A 22,594-nucleotide genomic window follows, 5' to 3' on the forward strand; every position below is an offset into this window, starting at 1 on the left:
GGCTACGGTAACAGCGTGGGGCGCACGAGAAGAAGGCACAGAAGAGAGTCGAGACATCATGCATGACGAGCAGCAGTACGAACGGCAGCGCACGGCGCTTATGCGCGGTCTGTTTCCGGTGCTCGCGCGTGACCTCGATGCGGTGTTCGATGCGCCCCGTCACGGGGGGCCCGGCGAGACGGGAGCGGCAGCAGACTTTGAAACGCAGCTGGGAGCCGAGGTGCATCAGTTTCAGCAGCGGCATGCCGCACTCGCCTGGCACAGCGTCACCGATACTGGTGCACGCACGCAAGTTCTAGACGCGTTCAAGGCCGCACGCGAGGCGCTGCGCGGCAGCAGTATCGAGCTGCCCGCCCCAGAGTCGTTTGCGGCGCTCGTCAGCTTCGATCGCGTCACCGAACTGCTGGGGGCAGACGCCGAGGCCGGTGCTGGGATGGCCGTGGTGCCAGCGCCGCACGGCCTCGGCATCGAGGGCTGGCGAGACCTGTTTCGGCTCGTCGCGCAGCGACAGCCGCACAGGCTCAACCCGAGCGAGCCGCTCATCGTTTCCTCTGAAGCAGAGCGAGAGTTCGAGCGGCTCGACGGGGTGTGCGCTGTCGGCGCCGAAGGTCTCACAGCTGTGGCTGGCACCGCCGGGCCTGATTCAGGTGTGCAGTGGAGCCTGCGGCTCGTACCTGCGGCACCCGCACCGGCGCTGCTCGGACTGAACTTTGAGCACGGGCCGCATGTGACGTTGCCCGAGATGCTCATGCTGCAGCTCATGCGCATTACGACGGGTGACGAGCCCCTCGACCAGGCGAGTTTCACTTGGATCGCGGGTGAACTCGCGGCAGGCAAGCTGGCGGCCCGTCACGTGTACGACGTCGCAGACCGTGCGGTGCGAGTGAGCTGCCGCGAGATCGGCAATCAGGGCCCGCACCTTGGTGCGCGTACACCGGTAGCGCTCGTCTAACTCACTGTTGTTACAGACTGTAAGCAAACAGTGTGTAACGACACTCGCGACTACCAGGCACTCACGGCTTCATCGCGCAGCGACGGCAAACGGGTTTGCTGGCCCCACGCGAGAATTTCTTGTGGCACGACGAGCTCTTCTGGGCGAGCACCCGCCTTCTCGATGACTTCATTCACCGGCACGACGCCACCCGTGCGTCGCAGAATGCGGGCGCGCACAATTGCGCGCGCGTAGACCTCGGGGCGCCGCTTCGCGTCGGGGCGCACGAAGCGCTGCTCCATGTACACGGCCTGCTCATCGAAGCCGAGGATCTTCGATTCGATCCAAAACCGCTGCCACGGGTTCAGTGATTTGCGATACGAGATGGTCTGCCCAACGACCACCGGATACCAGCCCTCACGGCGAAACAGCTCCATGACGCCGTTGCGCTGAATGAGGTCGAAGCGCGCCACGTCCATGATCGAGAGGTACTTGCCGTTATTGAGGTGATTCAGCAGGTCCAGGTCCGTCGGCCACACGCGAAACCGCGACCTCCCCACCGCAGTGAAGCCAAGCTTCGACCCTCGCCTGCCTACGAACAAGAAGTGCCAGAGGGTGCGAAAGAACATGTGCATGGCCGGGAGTTTAGTCGGTGTGAGGGCTCGCAGCCAGATTGTGCAAGACGGGCGTATACTTGATCGGCGCTGAATTCGCGCTCGAACCTTATAGAACCCGGAGAAACCCGCATGGCAACCTCGAACGACATCAAGAACGGCACCGTCATCAAGGAGGCCGGCCAGCTCTGGAGCGTGGTCGAGTTTCAGCACGTGAAGCCCGGCAAGGGTGGCGCCTTTGTGCGCACCAAGCAGAAGAACGTGGTCTCGGGCAAGATCATCGATAAGACCTACAACGCTGGCGCAAAGATCGAAACCGCCAACGTCGATCGCCGCGATTTCCAGTACCTGTACCAGGACGGTGCAGACTTCGTGTTCATGGACCAGTCTGACTACGATCAGATCACCGTTTCGGGCACCGTCGTGGGCGATGCCTCGAAGTACATGCTCGAGAACCAGAAGGTGCAGATCGCACTGCACGAGGGCGAGCCCCTCTATGTCGAGATGCCGGCCTCGGTCGTGCTCGAGGTCACCTACACTGAGCCGGGCCTGCAGGGCGACCGCTCCACCGGTGGCACCAAGCCCGCGACGGTCGAAACCGGCGCTGAGATCCAGGTACCCCTCTTCCTCAACACCGGCACCAAGGTCAAGGTCGATACCCGCACGGGTGACTACCTCGGCCGCGTCAACGACTAAGCCCGGTGTCAGCACGTACCAAGGCGCGCAAGCGCGCCCTTGACATGCTTTTTCAGGCCGATGTGCGCGCGGAGCCCATCGCCCTGATCGTCGCGGCCGAATCGAAGCGCGCCGCCAGCGAGCCGGATCGTGCGGCCTCCTGGCTGTACGCGCGTGAGATCGTTGACGGCGTCACCGATCACCGCGAAGAAATTGACGAGCTGATCGTGAGCTATGCGCAGGGCTGGGCCCTCGACCGCATGCCGCACGTCGACCGTTCGCTTTTGCGTATCGCATCGTGGGAGATCCTCTTCAACGACGAGGTACCCGCCGCCGTCGCTATTGACGAGGCGATCGAGCTGGCCAAGGAGTACTCGACAGAGGACTCGAGCCGGTTCGTGAACGGTGTACTCGGCAAGATCGCCGATCACGGCCAGAAGTAACACGGCAATACCGCATTGAAACGGGCACGTGGCGCATGAGCGCGGCGTGCCCGTTTCAATGCGACTCCATCCTGCGCTAAGATGGCAGGGTTATAGCTTTTCTTTAAGAGTCGTCCAGTGAGGCGAAGAAGGGGGGCTCGAATAATGGGTACGCGAACTGTGCTAGAAAGCGCTGATATCTCGCGCGCGCTGACTCGAATCTCGCACGAAATCATTGAGGCCAACAAGGGTGTTGAGGGCCTCGTTCTCGTGGGTATCCCCACGCGGGGCAGCCTGTTGGCGCAGCGCATCGCCGCCACGATCTCCCGCATCTCTGGCACTGAGATTCCTGCCTGCAGCCTCGACGTGACGATGTACCGCGACGACCTTGCGAGTAAGCCCACGCTCACCCCGCAACCGACTGACATGCCCGTCGCTGGAATCGATGACGCCACGGTCGTGCTGGTCGACGACGTGCTCTACTCGGGTCGCACCGTACGCGCTGCTCTCGATGCGCTGCGCGACCATGGCCGCCCGCGCGCCGTGCGCCTTGCTGCACTCATCGACCGGGGCCACCGCGAGTTGCCCATTCGCGCCGACTACATCGGCAAGAACCTGCCGAGTGCCAAGCACGAGCGCATCTCGGTGCGTCTGACCGGGCACGACGGCATCGACGAAGTCACGATCTCTTCGGGTGACGCACAGGCCACGGAGGCAACAGCGTGAGGCACCTGCTCGACACCCGTACGCTCAGCCGTGACGACGCGATTCTCATCCTCGATACGGCCGAAGACATGTCGGCCACTCAGCAGCGCGAGGTGAAGAAGCTGCCCACGCTGCGTGGCAAGTCGGTCGTCAACCTGTTTTTCGAGGACTCAACCCGCACCCGCATCTCGTTTGAAGCCGCCGCAAAGCGCCTCAGCGCCGATGTCATTAACTTCAGCGCCAAGGGGTCGTCGGTATCGAAGGGTGAAAGCCTCAAAGATACTGCCCAAACCCTCCAGGCGATCGGCGCAGATGGCGTCGTGATCCGGCACCCAGCCTCTGGCGCCCCGGCCCGCCTCGCGAGCAGCGAGTGGATTGATGCCGGCGTTTTGAACGCTGGTGACGGTACGCACGAACATCCCACGCAGGCGCTGCTCGACGCTTTCACGATGCGCCGCCGCATTCACGGCGACGCAAGCCGCGGCCGCGGACTCGACGGTGTCTCAGTCGTGATCGTGGGCGATATTGCGCACTCGCGCGTGGCTCGCTCGAACCTGTGGCTGCTGCGTACTCTGGGCGCGCGCGTGAGCTTCGTGGCCCCTGAGACGCTGCTACCTTTCGGTGCGCGCGGCTGGCCCGTCGAGATTTATCACTCGCTCGATGAGGCGCTGCGCGTCGAACAGCCCGACGTCGTCATGATGCTGCGCATTCAAACCGAACGCATGCACGCCGCGTTTTTCCCGAACGAACGCGAGTACGCTCGCAACTGGGGCCTCGATAACGCACGGCTCGCGCGGCTCACCGAGCGCGCCATCGTGATGCATCCCGGCCCCATGAACCGCGGGCTTGAAATATCTTCTGCCGCCGCCGATTCGCCGCGCTCGACCGTGCTCGAGCAGGTCGCCAACGGTGTATCGGTGCGCATGGCCGCCCTGTATCTACTTCTTTCTGGAGAGCGAGGAACCGCCGCATGAGCGCTGCAGCACCTACCAACCCCGACCTGTTGATTCGCGGTGTGCGCATCGCCGCAGACCTCACGAACCGCCAGGCAGGTGACACCGCGCCCGAGGGCGAGGCGGTCGACCTGCGCATCGTAGACGGTGTCATCGCAGAGCGCGGCGCAAACCTTGCTGGCCGCGGCGAACGTGAGATCGACGCGGCGGGTCTCGTCGCCATGACGGGCCTTGTCGACCTGCACACGCACCTGCGCGAGCCCGGGTTCGAGCAGTCAGAGACGGTTCTCACCGGATCACGGGCCGCGGCCGCCGGCGGGTTCACGACCGTGTTTGCCATGGCCAATACGCTGCCCGTGCAAGACACCGCCGGTGTCGTCGAGCAGGTGCAGGCCCTCGGTGACGCCGCGGGCTACGCGACAGTGCGGCCTATTGGCGCCGTCACCGAAGATCTTGCGGGAGCAAAGCTCTCCGAAATCGGCGCCATGGCACAGTCGCGTGCTGCAGTGCGCGTCTTTTCTGACGACGGCAAGTGCGTGCACGACGCGCTGCTGATGCGTCGTGCGCTCGAGTACGTGAAGACCTTCGACGGTGTCGTAGCGCAGCACGCACAAGACCCGCGGCTCACCGAAGATGCGCAGATGAACGAGGGCGCACTCTCGAGCGAGCTCGGGCTTAAGGGCTGGCCCGCCGTCGCCGAGGAATCGATCATCGCGCGCGACGTGCTGCTCGCCGAGCACACCGGCTCCAGGCTGCACATCTGCCACCTCTCGACCGCCGGTTCGGTTGAGGTTGTGCGCTGGGCGAAGGCCCGCGGCATCGACGTTACGGCTGAGGTCACGCCGCACCACCTGATCCTCACCGAGGACCTTGCTCGGAGCTACGACCCGCGTTACAAAGTCAACCCGCCGCTGCGGCGTGAGGAAGACGTGCACGCACTGCGCCGCGCGGTCGCCGAGGGTGTCATCGACATCGTCGCGACCGACCACGCGCCGCACCCCACCGAAGCGAAGGAGTGCGAGTGGGCCGCGGCCGCATTCGGCATGGTTGGCCTGGAGTCGGCCCTGCCGATCGCACTGCTCACCCTGGTGCGTGAGGGGCACGCGAGCTTCGCTGAGATTGAGCAGCTGCTGTCGCAGCGCCCCGCTCAGATCGGCCGCCTCGAGGGGCACCCGACCGCGCTCGAAGTGGGTCAGCCCGCCGACCTCGTACTCTTCGACCCCGCGGGCGCGAGCGAGTTCGACGTCGCGCGCCTCGAGGGGCTCAGCGTGAACTCACCGTTCCTCGGCATGCAGCTACCCGGTCGGGTCGCCTACACGGTGCGTCGCGGCTACGTGACGCTCGATGCGGGCGAGCTCGTCGCGCCCGAGCAGGTGTCGCAGGCCGCTCGGGCCGCCGGGGCGGTGCAGGCGTGAGCCGCTTAGGCTTTGCACTTTTGATGGCGGGCGTTGCAGCTGCGCTGCTCGCCATCATGTGGCTGGGGTGGCGAAACCGCACCAGGCGCGACGCCGGGGTAGCGGCGGCGGCTCACGCGCTTACGGGGGCGGTGCTCGCGGAGTTTGGTGGCGTGCAATACGTCTCGACCACACTGCTCGGCCACGCGTTTGAGCGAGTAGCCGTCGCGGGACTGCGATACAAGGGGCTCGCCGATCTCACGGTGCGCACCGATGGTGTCTCGATCGCGGTGACGGGGGAGACCCCGGTCACGATTGGCAGCCAAGACCTGCTGGGCACCTCGCGCTCCAGTGGCCGTGTCGGTAAAGCTGTCGAGGCGGGCGGTATCTCGGTACTCGAATGGCGCAGCGCAGACGGTCGCGAACTCGAATCGGGCTTTAGGTTTGGCGGCCCTGCCGAACAGCGTGCCTTCGAAGACGCCATTGCCCAGGCCACCACTCATATTTCCAACAATCTCTCAGATACGACCCAGGAGGACGCGTGACTACGCAGACGACCGAAGTAACGGCGCCGCCGGCAGGTGCGGTGGCCGAAGGCCCCGCAGTGCTGGTGCTTGAAGACGGCACACGATTCACCGGTCGAGCGTACGGCGCAACGGGCCAGACCCTCGGCGAAATCGTGTTCTCCACCGGCATGACCGGCTACCAGGAGACACTTACTGACCCGTCATACGCGGGCCAGATTGTGCTGATGACGGCACCGCACATCGGCAACACCGGCGTGAACGACACCGACAAGGAGTCGCGTCAGATGTGGGCCGCAGGGTTCATCGTGCGCGACCCGGCACGCCGCATCTCGAACTTCCGGGCCGAGCGCTCGCTTGACGAGGACCTCGTCGCCGATGGCGTCGTGGGCATTTCGGGTGTTGACACCCGCGCCATCACGCGCCGCATCCGCTCGGCGGGCGCTATGCGCTCGGGCATTTTCTCGGGCGAAGCGTTCCACCTGAGTGACGACGAGCAGCTCGCGCTCGTCATCGAGCAGGCCGGCATGGACGGTAAGAACCTGTCAGAGCTGGTGACGACCCCTGCGCGGTATGACGTGGCTGTGGCCGAGGGTGTCGACCGGATCGGCACCATCGCGGTGCTTGATCTCGGCATCAAGCAGCAGTCGGTCACCTACCTGTCTGAGCACGGCTTTGACGTGGCCGTGCTGCCCGCATCGACCACGGCCGCCCAGTTGCGAGAGATCGCCCCTGATGCCCTGTTCTTCTCAAACGGCCCCGGGGACCCGGCCGCGAGCGACGCTCAGGTTGAGCTGCTTACCGAGATGCTGCGCGACGGCGTGCCCTACTTTGGCATCTGCTTTGGCAACCAGCTGCTCGGTCGCGCGCTTGGCCTCGCCACCTACAAGCTCCCGTTTGGTCATCGCGGCATCAACCAGCCCGTGCTCGATAAGACCACCGGCAAGGTTGAGATCACGGCCCAAAACCATGGCTTCGCAGTGGAAGCGCCCATTGAGGGCGAGTTCGACTCACCCGCGGGCTTCGGTCGCGTGCAGGTGAGCCACTACAGCCTCAACGACCAGGTGGTCGAGGGGCTCGAGTGCCTCGACATTCCAGCTTTCTCGGTGCAGTTTCACCCCGAGGCAGCCGCAGGCCCGCACGACGCCTTCTACCTTTTTGAACGCTTTGCAGATTCGGTTCGCGCGCACCAGCAGCGCGCAAACGCCGGCACCGAGGAGACCAACTAATGCCTAAGCGCACAGACATCAATTCCGTTCTCGTCATCGGCTCTGGCCCGATCGTCATTGGCCAGGCCTGCGAGTTTGACTACTCGGGCACCCAGGCCTGCCGCGTGCTGCGTGAGGAGGGCGTACGCGTCATTCTCGTGAACTCGAACCCGGCCACGATTATGACCGACCCCGACTTCGCCGACGCCACCTACGTCGAGCCCATCACCACCGAGGTGATCGAGTCGATCATCGCGAAAGAGAAGCCCGACGCAATTCTGCCGACGCTCGGTGGCCAGACCGCGCTCAACGCCGCCATGGCGCTGCACGAGCAGGGGATCCTCGAGAAGTACAACGTCGAGCTCATCGGCGCTAAGCCCGAGGCAATTCAGCGCGGCGAAGACCGCCAGATCTTCAAGGACCTCGTCATCGAGTGCGGCGCAGACGTCGCAAAGTCCTATATCGTGCACACGGTAGAGGACGCCGTCGAGTACGCCAAGGACCTCGGCTACCCGCTCGTTGTACGCCCGTCCTTCACCATGGGTGGTCTCGGCTCGGGCTTCGCGTACACCGAGGAAGAGCTGATCCGCATTGTGCGCGACGGCCTGCACTACAGCACCACCACCGAGGTGCTGCTCGAGGAGTCGATTCTTGGGTGGAAGGAATACGAGCTCGAGCTGATGCGTGACAACGCGGGCAACTCGGTCGTCGTGTGCTCCATCGAAAACTTCGACGCCGTGGGCGTGCACACGGGTGACGCGATCACGCTCGCCCCCGCGCTGACCCTCACCGACCGTGAGTACCAGAAGCTGCGCGACATCTCGATCGACATCATCCGCTCAGTGGGTGTTGACACCGGCGGCTGCAACATTCAGTTTGCAATCGACCCCAAGACGGGCCGCGTCATCGTCATCGAGATGAACCCCCGCGTCTCGCGTTCATCGGCGCTCGCCTCAAAGGCGACCGGCTTCCCGATCGCTAAGATCGCCGCGAAGCTCGCCCTTGGCTACCGCCTCGACGAGATCACGAACGACATCACGCAGAAGACTCCCGCAAGCTTCGAGCCGTCAATCGACTACGTCGTGGTGAAGACACCGCGCTTCGCGTTCGAGAAGTTCCCGGCCGCAGACGACACCCTCACGACCACCATGAAGTCGGTGGGCGAGGCGATGGCGATCGGCCGCAACTTCACAACGGCTCTGCAGAAGTCGCTGCGCTCGCTTGAGAAGCGCGGCAGCTCGTTCCACTGGGGCGAAGAGACCCGTACGGCTGACGAGCTGCTTGCTTCGATGAAGCGCCCCACCGACGGCCGCATCATCGATATTCAGCAGGCGCTGCGCCTGGGGGCATCGATCGAGCAGGTGTTCGCCGCGACCGATATTGACCCCTGGTTCCTCGACCAGATCGCTCTGATCAACGAGGTCGCAGACCGCGTGAAGGCGGCCGCACAGCTGTCGATTGAGCTGCTCACCGAGGCGAAGAACCACGGCTTCTCAGACGCACAGCTGTCGCAGCTGCGCGGAGTCAGCGAGTCTGAGATTCGGGGGCTCCGTCACGGCCTGGGACTGCGCCCCGTGTTCAAGACCGTTGACACCTGTGCCGGCGAGTTCCCCGCGCTCACGCCGTACCACTACTCGTCATACGACCTCGAAACCGAGGTGACCCCCTCTGATCGCAAGAAGGTCGTCATCTTGGGCTCAGGCCCCAACCGCATCGGTCAGGGCGTCGAGTTCGACTACTCGTGTGTGCACGCGTCGTTTGCTCTGTCTGAGGCGGGCTTCGAGACGATCATGATCAACTGCAACCCCGAGACGGTTTCGACCGACTACGATACGAGCGACCGGCTGTACTTTGAGCCGCTCACGCTCGAGGACGTGCTCGAGGTCATTCACGCTGAGAGCCAGACCGGCGAGCTTGTGGGCGTCGTCGTGCAGCTCGGTGGCCAGACGGCACTCGGCCTCGCACAGCCGCTCAAGGACGCGGGCGTTCCGATCCTCGGCACGACCCCCGAAGCGATCGACCTCGCAGAAGAGCGTGGCGCGTTCGCCGAGATCCTCGACCGCGCCGGCATCCTCGCTCCGCGCAACGGTACCGCCATCGACAAGGAGGGCGCGATTCGCGTCGCCGAAGAGATCGGCTACCCCGTGCTGGTGCGCCCGTCGTTCGTACTCGGCGGCCGCGGCATGGAGATCGTGTACGACACCGAGTCGTTGCACGGCTACTTTGAGCGCATCGCAGGTCACGCCCTTGTCGGCCCCGGCCACCCGCTGCTCATCGACCGGTTCCTCGACGACGCGATCGAGATCGATGTTGACGCCCTCTACGACGGTGAGCAGCTGTACGTGGGCGGCGTGATGGAGCACATCGAGGAGGCCGGCGTGCACTCGGGCGACTCCAGCTGCACCCTGCCGCCCGTTACGCTCGGCCATGCCGAGATCGCTCGTGTGCGTGAAGCGACTCAGGGCATCGCCGAGGGTATCGGCGTGCGCGGCCTGCTGAACGTGCAGTTCGCGATCGCTCAGGGCGTGCTCTACGTGCTCGAGGCGAACCCGCGCGCGAGCCGCACCGTGCCCTTCGTCTCAAAGGCACTCGGCATTCCGCTCGCCAAGGCCGCTTCGCGCGTGATGGCGGGCGAGACGATCGCCGAGCTGATCGACTCGGGGCTGCTGCCCGAGCGTGACGGCTCGCGTGTGCCCATCGATGCCCCCATCGCGGTGAAGGAGGCCGTGCTGCCGTTCCAGCGTTTCCACACGAAGGACGGCCAGGTCGTCGATTCGCTGCTCGGACCCGAGATGCGTTCGACCGGTGAGGTCATGGGCATGGACCGCGACTTCCCGACCGCATTCGCAAAGAGCCAGGCCGCCGCGGGCAGCGAGCTGCCCACCGAGGGCACCGTGTTCCTGTCGGTCGCCGACCGCGACAAGCGCTCGGTAGTGCTGCCTGCGCTGCGTCTGCAGGAGCTCGGTTACACGATCCTCGCGACGCAGGGCACCCAGGTGGTGCTCGCGCGCAACGGCATCAAGTCGCAGACCGTGCTCAAGCACTCGGCCCGCGCCGAGGGCGAGACGATCGTTGATCTCATCAACGGCGCACGCGTCGACATGATCATCAACACCCCTTCGGGTGGCTCGGCGCGCGCCGATGGCTACGAGATTCGCGCGGCCGCCGTGGCCGCAGGGATCCCGATCTTCACGACGATCTCTGAGCTGTCTGCAGCAGTGGGCGCACTGTCGGCCGCCGCTGTGAAGTTCGATGTGAAATCGCTGCAGGAGTACGAGGCTGACCGCGTGGCAGCCAAGGCCGCTCAGGCGGCACTGTGACCCACACCGTCACGTTTGGGGGGAGGCTCGCCGCGCAGTTCGCGGCGGGCCGCCACCTGTGCGCGGGCATCGACCCGCACACCGCGCTGCTCACTGAGTGGGGTGTGGCCGATGACGCTGCCGGGGCTGAGCGGATGGGCCGTGACGTCGTCGCGGCCGCCGCCGGCCGCGCGGCGTGCGTGAAGCCGCAGATTGCTCTGTTTGAACGCTTTGGTGCGGCGGGTTTCGCCGCGCTCGAGCGCGTCTTTGCCGACGCCCGCGCGGCGGGTCTGCTCGTCGTCGCAGATGTGAAGCGCGGCGACATCGGCTCGACGTTTGCCGCGTACGCCGACGCCTGGCTCACGCCCGGCGCGCCGCTCGAGGCCGACGCGATGACCGTCGTGGCCTACCAGGGCTTCGAGAGTCTCGCGGGTGGATTCGCGCACGTCGAGCAACACGGCAAGGGTATGTTTGTGCTCGCGGCCACCTCGAACCCCGAGGCGCGAGAGGTGCAGCGAGCGGTACGAAGCGACGGCCGTTCGGTCGCGAGCGCGATGGTCGCAGACGCTGAGGCGTGGAACGCTGCGCACCAGGTCACCCGCGTCGCCGCTGGTCTCGCGGCAGACACCGTCGGCTCGATTGGCGTGGTGCTCGGCGCCACCCTCTCTCTCGCCGACTTCGGCATCGAGACCGGCGCCCGCGCCGCTGGCCCGGCCCTGCCGGTGCTCGCGCCTGGCTTCGGCCATCAGGGCGCCCGCATTGAAGACGCGCGTGAGCTGTTCGGTGGCATCGGCGAGGCGCTGCTCGCGAACGAGTCGCGCAGCATTCTGCGCGGTGGGCCCGAGGGTCTTGCGATCCGGATCGAAGAGCGCGCGAACCTGATTCGCGCAGCGCTAGCGCAGTAATGCGCCGCAGCCCGTGAGGGTGCCAGTGCGAGGCGCCCGGTGAGGATTCTCACCGGGCGCCTCGCGGCGTAATGGCACCTGACCGGCCCAAAGGACGTGTATCGTGGTAGCGATGAGTGAGAAGACGCACCCGGGTGCTCACCCGATGCCCCCCGTCGATCGTGCGGCCGCGAGCCGTGCTGCGGTAGCTGCCCGGCAGGCCCGCGCCGACCTCAAGCGCAGGCTGCGCGCCGGCGAATTAACGCCGCTGCGCGTGCTCGAGCAGTCTCTCGTGCCGGGTACCCCAGCCGCGACGCTGCGCATCACCGATTTTCTACTGTCGTTTCCGGCCATTGGCGAGGTGAAAGCCGACCGTGTGCGCCGCGAACTCGACATCTCAGACAAGAAGCGGCTCGGCGGCCTTGGCAAGTTGCAGCGTGATCGGTTGACCGGTTTTGTGCGCGACCGCATGGGGGTCCAAGGCGTGAGCGATCGCCCGCCGCTGACGGTTTTGGCTGGGCCCACGGCCGTGGGCAAGGGCACCGTCGTGAGCTACATTCACGAGCACTTTCCTGAGGTGCGCCACTCGGTGTCGGCCACGACGCGTGCGCCGCGCCCCGGCGAGGTTGACGGCGTGCACTACTACTTCGTTGATGACGAAGGCTTCGACCGGATGCTTGCGAGCGGTGATCTGCTCGAGTGGGCAACCGTGCACAACAAGCACCGCTACGGCACGCCGCGCGGTCCCGTCGTCGAGGCGGCCGAGCGGGGCGAGATGATGCTCCTCGAGATCGATTTGCAGGGCGCGCGTCAGGTGCGCGCGAGCCTGCCCGAGGCGAAGCTGGTGTTTCTTGCGCCTCCCAGTTGGGACGAACTCGTGAACAGGCTGGTGGGCCGCGGCACAGAAGACGCCGAGGAGCGCGCGCGCAGGCTCGAGACCGCCAAGGTCGAGCTTGCCGCGGCCGAAGAGTTCGACGAGATCATCGTGAACGACGAGGTGCCTCGCGCGGCGGAACAGCTGCTCGACGTGATGCGCGGCGCACGAAGCACCGCCGCATGATCTTCGCACCCCAGGCGTTCGCGGCGCTTGCACTCGTGGGCGCTACCGCTGAGGACGCTGCCACCACGGGGCTGAACCCGCAACAGTTTTGGGGGATTCCGGTCGCCCTGATTGGGGCGGCCTTTCTCGCGTTCGGCGCCCAGTACCAGTCGCGCGGCCTCAACAAGGTCGAACGGCTCACTGGCCGCAGCGCCGGAGCCGGGCTGTCACTCGGGCATGTCCTCAGGTTGCTCTCGCGCCCCTCATGGGTGGTGGGCACGCTCTTGCTGGGCCTCGCGGTCGTGCTGCAGATCGGCTCACTGTCGCTGTCGCCGCTGATCGTGGTACAGCCCATTGGTGTGGTCGGCCTCGTGATCACTTCGGTGCTCAACTCCAGGATGAGCGGTCTACAGCTCGGCAAGCGCGCCCGCGCCTCCGTGGCCATGTGCGTGGCGGGTATCGTGAGCTTTGTCACGATCGCGGCGTTCACCGCCTCCGACCGGCCCGTCACCGACCAGAAGCTGATCACTATTCTGATCCTGTTTGGGGTCGTGTTTGCCGGTGTGGTGGTCACGCTCATCGCGCTGCGTCACCGCGCGATCGCGCTGCTCTACATTGTTGGCGCCGGTGTGCTGTATGGCTTCGTCGCGACATTCGCGAAGGCAGTGATCGGGCGTCTGCAGCAGGGCGAGTTTGAGTGGCTGACCTGGGCGTGTGTGGCCGCGCTCATCGTCGGCGCACTGCTCGGCATGGTGTATGTGCAAAACGCCTACTCGTCGGGCCCACCAGACCTGGTCGTGGCGGGCCTCACGGTCATCGACCCGTTGGTGGCGGTGCTTGTGGGCATCATCGTGCTGGGCGAGGCAGCCGGGGCCTCACCCCTCGCCGTCGCGGGGTTCGTGGTGTCGGGTCTCGTGGCGGTCGTCGGGGTGCTCGGGCTCGCCAAGTTTCACCCGCAGACGGGCCAGTCGGTGGTCGAGCGAGACGCGCAGGTGCGCTAGCGCGGGGCCCCGCGGCCCGGCCTAAACGCCGAGACCGTCGGGTCGTGTGCGATCCAAAACCGCCACGGAAAAGCGGGGCCGCCCGCCACACCCGCGACGCCCACGCGCGGGCCGCGCACAATGCGGCCCGCGTCAAAATCGCTGCCGCGCGGGGAGACCCGAAACGGCGGCGCGAACAGATCATGCCCGTCGTGGGTCGCACGGCTGAGCCCCAGGGCAGCAGCCACGTTGCCCGGCCCCCGCGCCAGCATACGCGCCTGGATCGCTGGGGCCGCGTGGGGGGCCGCGGTGCGCGGATCCGGAGCGTCTCTAACCGCGAGCGTGTGACCCACCCGGCCCTGTTTCAGCAGCCGGCGCTGCTCGGCGAGGCTCGCGCCCGCGACGATCTCACCCGCACGAATCAACACTCCAGAGGCGATGCCGTCGGGGGAGCAGACCATGTTGATCGCGTGGTGCATGCCGTAACTGAAGTACACGTATGCGTGACCCGGCGGGCCAAACATCGAGCCGTTGCGATCGGTGCGGGCGCGGCGGGCGTGGGACCCGGCATCGTAGGGGCCGGGCGCGCCCAGCCCGTGATAGGCCTCGACCTCGGTGATGCGCAGCGTGACTGCACCCTCGGGGGAGTCGACGGTCAGCGCCGCACCGAGCAGCTGCGGCGCCACCTCGAGGGCGGGCGGAAGAAAAAACGTACGGTCCACGCTTCCAGTGTCGCACCGATGCGCGCAGTACAGTGGGAGCGTGAGCATACAGTTTCCACCACCCATGGGCCCCGAAGACCCGAGCGATGCAGCCGCTGGTGCCTTTGGCGCGCCGAGGCCGCGCCGCCCGCGCACCGTCTGGGGGTACATCGTGGGCATCGCCCTGGTGCTCGCCGGGGCGGGTCTCGTCGTGTGGCCGGTATTCTCGGCGACCTGGCTGCTTGGCGTGCTCGTGGGCACCGCGCTCGTCGTCAACGCGATCGGATTGCTCACGCGCGGCGGGCCAGCCGTGATCGGCGGCGCCCTGCTGGGCATTATGGGCGTGTGCGCGTTCTTGCTGCCCGACGCCGTCGCCGTGGCGCTCGTGACGTTCGCGGGCATCGGGTTTCTCGCCCTCGGCGCGATCTGGATCGCGTTTGCCTCGCGCATCGTCGCGGCGGCCGCCGCGCGCACCGGGGGCAGCGGCTGGGGGCGGGCCTCGGCGCTCGTGCCCGGTGTGTTGCTCGCTGCGGGTGGCGTGATCGCGCTCGTCTGGCCGGATCTGGCCCTCGCCGTCGTGGCCGTCGTGGGTGGCCTGTGCCTGATCGCGCTCGGCGCGTTTATCGTCTGGGTGACCCGTAAGCTGCGCCGCGGCGGGCCCGCGTCGCAGACCACGATCATCATGTGATGGGGGAGCGGCCGAGGGTTCGTGCTCGGTTTGTGCGTTTTGAGTGCTCGGCTAGTGCTCGGTGATGTCACCGCTGATCATGTGCATCGTGAAGCGGCGCTGCGCAGTGTGCGCGCCGGCCGCTGCGGCGGCAGTCACTTCGAACGCAAGCGCCAGTGATTCTGTCTTAGCGTCGGCCGCTGTCACGACGTAGTTGCAAGTGAAACTGTGTGTTTCAGTCGCGGCTATTGGCCCGGTGGCTTGCACATCGGTATAGGTCGCTCCGCTTTGCAGGGCGAGTCTCACCTGCGCGGTTTCGGACCCGTAGTTGTGCAGCCGCCCGGCAAACGCGAGCACGTCGCCGGCCTTGAATCCCGTGATGATGGGACCGTAGTTGAGATCTTGCGACTGGCGGTTGGACAGGATCTGCGGGGCGTCTTCTGAGTAACCCTGGCCTACCTCTTTCCACGCCGCTTGGTCCCAATCTCCGTCGGTTTGCGTCAAGACATAAGTCTCACCGGTGCTGCGCCACGTCGCTGGCCTGCCAGGCGTCACCGACCGCAGCACCACGTCGAGGCGCACGTTCCCGGCTCGGGCGGCGCCCGTGTCGTGTGTGAGCTCTGACGTGGGCGAGGCCATCAGCTCGGTCGGATCCACGGTGACAAAAACGATTTCTTGATACCCCTGCCGCTCGTACAACACCCCAATCTGACCGTTGGGCAGCCGCGTGGCGGTGGAGTACTGGGAGCTGCCACCGCTGATTACGACGGCAAAGGGCCACGTGTCGCCGTTGTCCTGTGAGAGTTTCAGCAGGGTGTTGCGCCGCAGCAGCGAGTCATGGTTATGGGTAGCGATGAGCCAGTGGGTGGTGTCTGCCGTCACCAAGGAGTCGACGTTGGGCAGGCCGTCAAAACGCGCCACAGAACCGTTGTCGCTGGGATCGGGGAGTTCAGGGTGCGGCAGCGCGGGGGACCAGGTCGCGCCTCCGTCAGCGGAGCGTGCTGTCAGACGGTACGGGGTGGCGCGGGAGTGCAGTAGGAGCGAGCCATCAGCCAACGTGACGACCTTGTTCTCGTTGGCGCCCAGGACGAAACCTCCCATCGACCACGTCGCACCGTGATCATCGCTAAACGCGCTGGCGGCTTTAATTTCGCCCTCGTGCAGGAGCACGAACTGTTGCACCAGCCGCCCGGTAAATGGACCGGTGTGAATCTGGATTCCCGCCCCGGCGGCAGTAAATAGACCGGTGACCCCGTCGCCCTTCAGCATGTGCGTGAGCCTGCGGTGCCGCCAAGTTTCGCCGTCATCATCGGAGAAGCTCAGGTCGACGTGCTGAATAGCGTGCTCATCAGTGAGCCCCGGGGCGGCTTCGAAGAAGCCCGCGTGCGTGCCTGCGGCGTGGAACAGAAAAATGCGCCCGGTCTGCACATCGACCAGCAACGAAGGGTCCCCGTAGCCGTGGAGCCCGGTGCCCGTGCGCACCACCAGCTGTGGGCCCCAGCTGGCACCGTTATCGGTGCTTCGCCGTATGAGCAGGTCAATGGGGTTGGGCAGGTCATCGAGATTCGGGCGCCCATCGTAGGCCGCAAGAAGCGTGCCGCGCACCGAGACGGCAAGGGCCGGAATGCGGTACTGGCGGTAGCCCGCCACTCCGCGACGAGCTAAGACTGCTTCTGACGGGGTAGGGCGCTCACTCACAACGTTTACTGTAGTGGCTTGGTAGGGCGGACGGGACTTGAACCCGTGACCGAACGATTATGAGTCGTGTGCTCTAACCAACTGAGCTACCGCCCCAAGACAACCCCTCCATCTTACTGGAAAGCCGCCTCCGATCTGCAAAGCCTAGCCTCACCTTGCTTGCGGGCGTGTCAAAAACGCGTAGCGTTAGGGGTGTTCGCACGTACGCGACCAACGAAAGGAACACTCAGATGGCCACCAAGCAGATCACCGTTCCCGCCGCCCAGGGCGACCTTCATCGCCCCTCAGGCGTTGCGCAGTACCTTACCCCGGTCGTGCACGACCTTGTGGCACTTGCCGTCAACGGCAAGCAGGCACACTGGCATGTGCGGGGCGAGAATTTTATGGGCGTGCACGAGTTTCTCGATGTCGTTGTCGCACACGCGCAAGACGCCTCAGACACCGTTGCTGAGCGCATCGTGGCGCTTGGCCTGCCCATTGATGCCCGCATTGGCACCGTCGCGGAGCGTACGACCACCCCGGCCCTGAGCGATGGGTTTCAACGTTCGAGTGTGACGGTGCGCGAAATCGTGGCACAGCTCGATGCGACCCTCGAGACCGTCTACGCCGCGGTGAAGGGTCTTGACGACATTGATCTTGTGAGTCAAGACATCGTGATCGCGGTGGCTCAACAGCTCGACAAGGACCGCTGGTTCTTGGTGTCTCACTTTGCCGAGTAGCTCCACGCCTGGGGTGTGGGACGTTGTGGGGCGCCCTGAGGAGCTCACATAGGGCTTGCGGGCCAAAGCCCGTTTGTCTACAGTAGGAGAATAACCGGGGGAGTCGCTGCGACTGCCCCGGTTAACGACTACAAAGGAGTATTCTGTGAGCAAATTTGATGGACTGCTAAACGACACCTTGCCTGCGCTCAACTTCGAGTTTGAGACCGAGGGTGAAAACGCCGGCATTCCGACGCCTCCCAACCAGGGTGAGGGCTGTGAGCTTGTGGGCTCGCAGACCCAGAACGACACCAAGGTGCACATGACTCACGTGTGGTTTACGGCCGACGATGAGGCGCACCCGTGGGTCGGCGAGCATGTGCACGACTATGATGAGGTGCTCATCTGGACGGGCAGCGACCCCGAGAACCCACGCGACCTGGGCGCTCAGCTCACGATGACCATCGATGGCGAAGAGCGCGTTATTACCCAGTCGGGCTCGATCTACATTCCGGCGGGCACGAAGCATTGCCCGCTGAGCGTCGACCGCGTTACGCGCCCGTTCTTGTTCAACGCGCTGTCAATCGCGCCCGAGTACTCAGCGACGCCGCAGGTCGACTAGCGCACGCTAGTGAGTGCGCACTGACTAGCGCGCACCGATTGGCACACGCTGAGGGGCGGCGGCTGTTTGTTTGCGGCGGCAAAATCGCGCGAACAAACAGCCGCCAACCGGGCTCGGGTGCACTCCAGGGTGAAGTAACGATAATCTGTTTTTCGATATGTTCCAGCAGAGGCACAGTAACCTCTAAGCCCGCTTCGCGGCACTTCTGCACTGCGCGGAACACCTCAGGATCAGGCCCGAGCTGTACGCCCACCGTTTCGGTGTCTACCTCGATAGTGCGGCCACCCTTTTTAAGGCCCCAGTACCCCCAGAAGCGGCCCACAGACCCGGCATCGATCCACAGTTGCGGCGCTTGGTTCTGGTACTCCTTGGACCCGTACAAGCCGTGTTTGGCGTAGTAAATGGCAATACGCTTCGCGTCGATCCAGTTACCCCGCGGGTCGTAGTCAATGCCCGTACCGGCCCGCACATGTTTTTCAGCCTCGAGCGGCCCTAGCAAATCAGCCGTGCGACACGCGCCCGCCCAGGCACGCCCCAGCCACTCCTTAAAGGTCTCACCCGTGCCGCGCGCTTTGCCAGTTGGGGGAGTCGTCAGCAGGTGCAGATGTGGCGCGCCGCGGCGCTGAAATTCCATCTTCCACACGGCCGCCATGCTCGAGCCCCACGAGTGCAGATAATGCGCACGAAATCGACCTATCGCCGCTTTAAAATCTTGCACCGTAGGGGCGATGACTTCCCAGGCGCCCGGCAAGGTCAGCGTGACCATCGCGGGCCGGTTCCCGTCCTTGAAGAGCGGCGAATAATCGAGTTCGCACAGCGTGCGCACCATGCGTGACCGTGCCTGCCTCGTAAACGAGGTGATAGAAGACCGTTTCGCGCCAGTCATACCCCCAGGATACAGACCATCGGATCGCAGCGCCCGCACTTCGCGCGCCCGGTCACCGTGCCGCCGATCCAGTGCCCGCTCTGCCCGGTTACGGTCACGACGCGCGAGGCGCACCACACCCGGCGATATGGTGAGCTCGAGGCGTGGCCCTTCTTGGCCCTGCCAATCGGCCATTGTGCGAGGGATCGCAGCGACAGCGGCCCGCATATCATCAGCACTGATGATGCGTGAGGCTGTTACACTCATGGTGCCGGGTCCTATTCACTCGGTATTCCGAAGCCGTCACCGTGCCAGGTGGCGGCTTCTTCTTTGCCCCACCATACCACCAGACCGAGACGATGCGCAGCTACAATGCGAGCCATGCGCGAAAAACGATTTCTAGTAGTCCTGGCGGTCATCGTCGGCATCGGTGCCGTAGCTCTGTCTATCGATGCGGGCTCGATCGTGCCCGTGTCTATCGCGGCCCTAACAGCGTTTGTGGCGTACCGGTTAGGGCGAGCAGCAGGTGTGCGCGACGGTGCCCGCCGCACGCCGAAGGTCACGCCACCCCGTGACCGCGGCATGTTTTCTCCACCGGACGACCCCCGCAAGTAGTGCAGGAGTTGCTTACCGATGACACCGCGTCCAAAGTGTTGTAGCACTGGAACGCTGGTTCGCGCGGCCCGTACACAAATTCGCGGTTCAGGACTTTAGCGCGGCGTTTGCGGCCCGGGTCCTCTTGGAGCGCCCGAGCGTCGCCCGTGTCAACAAGTGTTTGCGAATCAAACGTAGTCAGCACGAACAGGCGATTAGGTGCCCACATTGACACCGCATCTCGTACGCCGCCGCCGCGCTCGAGGGACCGGTTAGGCAGATGCCCGCGGCACCGCACCACCGCTTGTGACAGTTGGCGTAGCCGTCGGTCGGTATTGTCAAAGTCAATACCGGTCCAGCGCACCATGACGTTAGCGCGCCGCATCTGGGGGAGTAGCCGCCGCACATGCTTAGGCATACCCGAGTCCCGGGCATCCATAATGCCCGTGATTTCGTCCATGAGCACGTCCCCGTCTCGGAAGCCGTGCAGCTGCTCCCACGACGTGAACCGTTCAAACAGTCGGTGAGGTTCGCCTGTAGCGGGGTCAAGAATCGTGACCGTGGACAGGACCCGGCGCCCGAGCGCGAGGGACAGCAGCGAATCGCGCACCATCGAAAAGGTTTTGCCCTGTCCATTCAACCCGACGTAGCCCATGATCGGCGCTGACCGGCGGCGCAGTATGCCACGAGTAGCGAGCGCTTTGTTATGCGGGCTGAGCAGGCGAGCCGTAGCCGGTTCTGCCGTCACTTCGCGCCGCTGGCGCGTCGCTGCCGTGACGTCTGCCACCGGCAACGGCAGCGCCTCATCCAGGTCCGCTAAAAAAAGGCGGTCCATGTTCGTTGTCATTACCCGTTCCCCCCGATAAATGGTACGTGCCCGATTAGCAGCCGTACCGCCTTAATCATTACGCCGATAATCCAGACCGCGGGCGGGATCGCCCCCAGCGTCGCCAACAGTGGCCAGTTCGCCCACGGCTCGAGGCCCTGCCCGAACGCGAACAACTGGCCCAGCATCCCGTCTGCGCTCGCGAGCTCGGGCGGGAGCGTCCAGTCAGGGAAGAGGCCCGCTAGGAACTTCCACAGGCCCACCGCCATTTCTATTAACCATTCGAGGATCATTGCCCGGCCCCATAACCGACCATGCCCGAGATTTGGCGGCGCAGCACCACCACCACAAGAACGACCATGCCCGCTGAGGTAGCAATACGAGACACCGCGGCGACCGGTTCAGACCAGGAGCCCGCGCACGCATCGACCGGCGATATGGACGACTCAAATTGACCGCTAAAGATAGTGACCGTCTTTTTACAGCCCGACGCAGTTGGCGTTACTCTCCATTGGCCGACCGCCCCGGCAATCACCGCAGGGGGTTTCTTCTTCCAAGCAGCCTCACCGCCAGCAAGCCCCACCTCTACGACCGCGGGCCGCGGCACGAACGCCCACTCCAGCGCGCACTGTACCGGGCGCATAATAAACCCGATGGGGTCAAACCCCTTGACGTTGATTTCTTTACAGGTGCGGGCGCGGTCTGGGTTTTGTATCGCGGTGCCGTAGGCGCTTTGATCTTTGCCCTTCGTGTTCACGCCGCCGGACCATTCGCCCGTCTCGGGGTCCGTATATTCCGTGGAGGTGCCAACTCGACCTTCTTCAAACAAACCCGCATACACTGCACATTCTTCGATAGCTACGTCTTTCACGCCGTAGCGGCACTGGTACACGTCATTCTTGTTCGGGTCTTCCCACCAGCCCACGCACCCTTCCTCAATATCGAAGCACGAAGCTTTGGGCTTCTTGATCAGGTCGAGCTTGCACGCCCCTAGCCCGCACTCTGGGAAATTCTCGAACCAGTCTTTTGTCTCTGGTAGTACTTCCTGGCGTGAGACTTCTTCGCCGGTTTCGTCGGTGATTGAAACTTCGTCGGGTATCTTCCCGTCAGGAGTGCCCGGGCACGGAGGCGGGCTAATGAGGCCCGCGCTGGGATAAAAGGATGCGCCTGTAGATGTCAACGATGAACCATCGGTATAAGTTACGGTGCAATCAAAAAAACTTTCTAGTTCTTCTTCATCCAGCGAGAATGCGTTAGACACTTTACCGTCAAGCGCTGTTACTTCAATTCTCTTGATTTCAAGAGTCCCGCGGGGTTCATCATCCTTGAACTTAACGGACCAGGTTATACCTTGAGTACATCCCGAGGGGTGATCAGGTGGTACCGGCCAGCCGCCCCAGTTTTCGGGAATAGTTAGCGCGCCTGGTGCCACTTCCGGCCCCCCTTTCTCGGATACAAAAATTCGCGCTTTCTTGGACACCGGAAATTCTGCTTCGGCCCCCGGGTATCCGACATCTACTAGGCAAAACCATTGCGACCAATTTAACGGGGTGCCCTTCAACTCAGCGAGGCGAACCGCTAGACAAACAACGCTACGATCCTCACCCATACGCACGCAATGCGCTTTCGATGGACCCGGGAATTCATAATCCTTATTGAAGGCAAACACTGATTCGCAATCGCGGCCGGTCAGTAGCTCTACAAACCCGGTATCGATCGACCCCGAACAGGCTAAAGAGTCCCCATCAAACCCGAACCAGCCGCCCACAAGATCGACGCCCGCGGTGCCTAACATCGTGCCGAGGGGGAACGCGGTAAGGGCCATGAGAGCGCCGCCAGCTTTGGCGGTCTTTTGCCACTTCGTCGGCTTCGTCGCCGGAACCGCGTGCGCTTTACCGCCCGTGCCGCCCTTCTGCTTCATTTCTTGTTCCCACTGCGAAATATGGTATTCGTCTACAGTTTGCGGGCGCGTTAAATACTCGGGGTTCTGGCTGTTATAGCCGTGTTTCTTGTTGAGGCCGTCCCAGAAGTTGTGGTTGAACTGGTACTGATTCGCGATCTGTTCGCGCTGCCACGGATCCGGCGCAGCGTTCCCAAGCTGCGACGACAGAACGTTAATCATCCATTTACGCCACTTGCCCTTAGAGGGGTCATAGCCAGGCGGCAGCGCGTCGGCAGATTGCGTAATCGTGTCGGTGACCGCGGAAGCCGCCGACGCTGGCGCGCCGAGGCCCAGCAGCAGCACCGCCGCCAGGACTACCCCTACCCGTAGCCTGTTCCGCATCACACCTGACT

23 protein-coding genes and 1 tRNA gene are annotated in these 22,594 nt (G+C 64.4%); 16 read left to right on the forward strand and 8 right to left on the reverse strand.

From position 1 onward, the window contains the following. Positions 1-58: 58 nt before the first annotated feature. A complete protein-coding gene (locus ACXR2T_RS12095) occupies positions 59-952 on the forward strand; it encodes a hypothetical protein (RefSeq protein ID WP_458812830.1) in 894 nt (297 codons plus the stop codon). 50 nt (positions 953-1,002) lie between these two features. Here the strand turns inward: ACXR2T_RS12095 and ACXR2T_RS12100 are convergent, their stop codons facing one another. Then, positions 1,003-1,566: a thioesterase family protein gene (locus ACXR2T_RS12100; protein WP_458812828.1), complete on the reverse strand. Its 564-nt coding sequence runs from the start codon at positions 1,564-1,566 to the stop codon at positions 1,003-1,005. Positions 1,567-1,677: 111 nt separating this feature from the next. Here ACXR2T_RS12100 and efp point away from each other — a divergent pair, with 111 nt between their 5' ends. The 11 genes from efp to ACXR2T_RS12155 all read left to right on the forward strand — a co-directional run bounded on the left by efp (position 1,678) and on the right by ACXR2T_RS12155 (position 13,649). Continuing rightward, positions 1,678-2,241, forward strand: coding sequence for an elongation factor P (efp, locus tag ACXR2T_RS12105; protein ID WP_458812826.1), 564 nt, complete (start codon positions 1,678-1,680; stop codon positions 2,239-2,241). A gap of 5 nt (positions 2,242-2,246) precedes the next feature. After that, a complete protein-coding gene (gene nusB / locus ACXR2T_RS12110) occupies positions 2,247-2,663 on the forward strand; it encodes a transcription antitermination factor NusB (RefSeq protein ID WP_458812824.1) in 417 nt (138 codons plus the stop codon). A gap of 144 nt (positions 2,664-2,807) precedes the next feature. After that, complete coding sequence (gene pyrR, locus ACXR2T_RS12115) at positions 2,808-3,368, forward strand: bifunctional pyr operon transcriptional regulator/uracil phosphoribosyltransferase PyrR (RefSeq protein ID WP_458812822.1); 561 nt, start codon at positions 2,808-2,810, stop codon at positions 3,366-3,368. Further along, positions 3,365-4,321: an aspartate carbamoyltransferase catalytic subunit gene (locus ACXR2T_RS12120; RefSeq protein WP_458812821.1), complete on the forward strand. Its 957-nt coding sequence runs from the start codon at positions 3,365-3,367 to the stop codon at positions 4,319-4,321. Before pyrR ends, ACXR2T_RS12120 begins: the two co-directional genes overlap by 4 nt. Beyond that, positions 4,318-5,715 carry a dihydroorotase gene (locus tag ACXR2T_RS12125; protein WP_458812819.1) on the forward strand — a complete coding sequence of 466 codons (1,398 nt, stop codon included), beginning with the start codon at positions 4,318-4,320 and terminating at the stop codon, positions 5,713-5,715. The genes ACXR2T_RS12120 and ACXR2T_RS12125 overlap by 4 nt, the downstream gene beginning before the upstream one ends. Before the next feature lie 23 nt (positions 5,716-5,738). Next, positions 5,739-6,239, forward strand: coding sequence for a PH-like domain-containing protein (locus tag ACXR2T_RS12130; protein WP_458839570.1), 501 nt, complete (start codon positions 5,739-5,741; stop codon positions 6,237-6,239). Further along, positions 6,236-7,447: a glutamine-hydrolyzing carbamoyl-phosphate synthase small subunit gene (carA, locus tag ACXR2T_RS12135; protein WP_458812815.1), complete on the forward strand. Its 1,212-nt coding sequence runs from the start codon at positions 6,236-6,238 to the stop codon at positions 7,445-7,447. Before ACXR2T_RS12130 ends, carA begins: the two co-directional genes overlap by 4 nt. Further along, positions 7,447-10,746: a carbamoyl-phosphate synthase large subunit gene (gene carB, locus ACXR2T_RS12140; protein ID WP_458812813.1), complete on the forward strand. Its 3,300-nt coding sequence runs from the start codon at positions 7,447-7,449 to the stop codon at positions 10,744-10,746. The genes carA and carB overlap by 1 nt, the downstream gene beginning before the upstream one ends. Next, positions 10,743-11,630 carry an orotidine-5'-phosphate decarboxylase gene (gene pyrF / locus ACXR2T_RS12145; protein ID WP_458812811.1) on the forward strand — a complete coding sequence of 296 codons (888 nt, stop codon included), beginning with the start codon at positions 10,743-10,745 and terminating at the stop codon, positions 11,628-11,630. Before carB ends, pyrF begins: the two co-directional genes overlap by 4 nt. 112 nt (positions 11,631-11,742) lie before the next feature. Then, on the forward strand, positions 11,743-12,669 hold the full coding sequence (gene gmk / locus ACXR2T_RS12150; protein WP_458812809.1) for a guanylate kinase: 927 nt from the start codon (positions 11,743-11,745) through the stop codon (positions 12,667-12,669). After that, on the forward strand, positions 12,666-13,649 hold the full coding sequence (locus ACXR2T_RS12155) for a DMT family transporter (RefSeq protein WP_458812807.1): 984 nt from the start codon (positions 12,666-12,668) through the stop codon (positions 13,647-13,649). The genes gmk and ACXR2T_RS12155 overlap by 4 nt, the downstream gene beginning before the upstream one ends. Here ACXR2T_RS12155 and ACXR2T_RS12160 read toward each other — a convergent pair. Continuing rightward, positions 13,646-14,350, reverse strand: a complete 705-nt coding sequence (locus tag ACXR2T_RS12160; protein WP_458812805.1) for a DNA-3-methyladenine glycosylase — start codon at positions 14,348-14,350, stop codon at positions 13,646-13,648. The genes ACXR2T_RS12155 and ACXR2T_RS12160 overlap by 4 nt on opposite strands. A 40-nt stretch (positions 14,351-14,390) precedes the next feature. Between ACXR2T_RS12160 and ACXR2T_RS12165 the strand changes: the two genes are divergently transcribed. Further along, positions 14,391-15,017: a DUF308 domain-containing protein gene (locus tag ACXR2T_RS12165; RefSeq protein ID WP_458812803.1), complete on the forward strand. Its 627-nt coding sequence runs from the start codon at positions 14,391-14,393 to the stop codon at positions 15,015-15,017. 51 nt (positions 15,018-15,068) lie between these two features. Here the strand turns inward: ACXR2T_RS12165 and ACXR2T_RS12170 are convergent, their stop codons facing one another. After that, complete coding sequence (locus ACXR2T_RS12170) at positions 15,069-16,694, reverse strand: sialidase family protein (protein WP_458839572.1); 1,626 nt, start codon at positions 16,692-16,694, stop codon at positions 15,069-15,071. A gap of 19 nt (positions 16,695-16,713) precedes the next feature. Continuing rightward, positions 16,714-16,790, reverse strand: a tRNA-Ile gene (locus ACXR2T_RS12175). A 134-nt stretch (positions 16,791-16,924) separates the two neighbouring features. Here ACXR2T_RS12175 and ACXR2T_RS12180 point away from each other — a divergent pair. Then, positions 16,925-17,413 (forward strand): Dps family protein, encoded by a 489-nt coding sequence (locus ACXR2T_RS12180; protein ID WP_458812799.1) that lies wholly within the window; start codon positions 16,925-16,927, stop codon positions 17,411-17,413. Between the two features lie 145 nt (positions 17,414-17,558). After that, a complete protein-coding gene (locus ACXR2T_RS12185) occupies positions 17,559-18,014 on the forward strand; it encodes a hypothetical protein (protein ID WP_458812797.1) in 456 nt (151 codons plus the stop codon). Here the strand turns inward: ACXR2T_RS12185 and ACXR2T_RS12190 are convergent. Next, positions 17,962-18,900 (reverse strand): rolling circle replication-associated protein, encoded by a 939-nt coding sequence (locus ACXR2T_RS12190; RefSeq protein ID WP_458839574.1) that lies wholly within the window; start codon positions 18,898-18,900, stop codon positions 17,962-17,964. The two genes, ACXR2T_RS12185 and ACXR2T_RS12190, sit on opposite strands and share 53 nt — an antisense overlap. Before the next feature lie 360 nt (positions 18,901-19,260). Between ACXR2T_RS12190 and ACXR2T_RS12195 the strand changes: the two genes are divergently transcribed. Beyond that, a complete protein-coding gene (locus tag ACXR2T_RS12195) occupies positions 19,261-19,494 on the forward strand; it encodes a hypothetical protein (protein WP_458839576.1) in 234 nt (77 codons plus the stop codon). On the opposite strand, the gene ACXR2T_RS12200 is transcribed toward ACXR2T_RS12195, so the two are convergent. Genes ACXR2T_RS12200 through ACXR2T_RS12210 form a run of 3 tightly spaced genes read right to left on the reverse strand, consistent with a single transcriptional unit; the run spans position 19,439 to position 22,586 of the window. After that, a complete protein-coding gene (locus ACXR2T_RS12200; protein ID WP_458839578.1) occupies positions 19,439-20,320 on the reverse strand; it encodes a hypothetical protein in 882 nt (293 codons plus the stop codon). The two genes, ACXR2T_RS12195 and ACXR2T_RS12200, sit on opposite strands and share 56 nt — an antisense overlap. Beyond that, positions 20,320-20,592, reverse strand: coding sequence for a hypothetical protein (locus ACXR2T_RS12205; protein WP_458839580.1), 273 nt, complete (start codon positions 20,590-20,592; stop codon positions 20,320-20,322). Before ACXR2T_RS12205 ends, ACXR2T_RS12200 begins: the two co-directional genes overlap by 1 nt. Then, complete coding sequence (locus ACXR2T_RS12210; protein ID WP_458839581.1) at positions 20,589-22,586, reverse strand: hypothetical protein; 1,998 nt, start codon at positions 22,584-22,586, stop codon at positions 20,589-20,591. Before ACXR2T_RS12210 ends, ACXR2T_RS12205 begins: the two co-directional genes overlap by 4 nt. Positions 22,587-22,594: the final 8 nt, after the last annotated feature.

The organism is Leucobacter faecis (assembly GCF_054456635.2).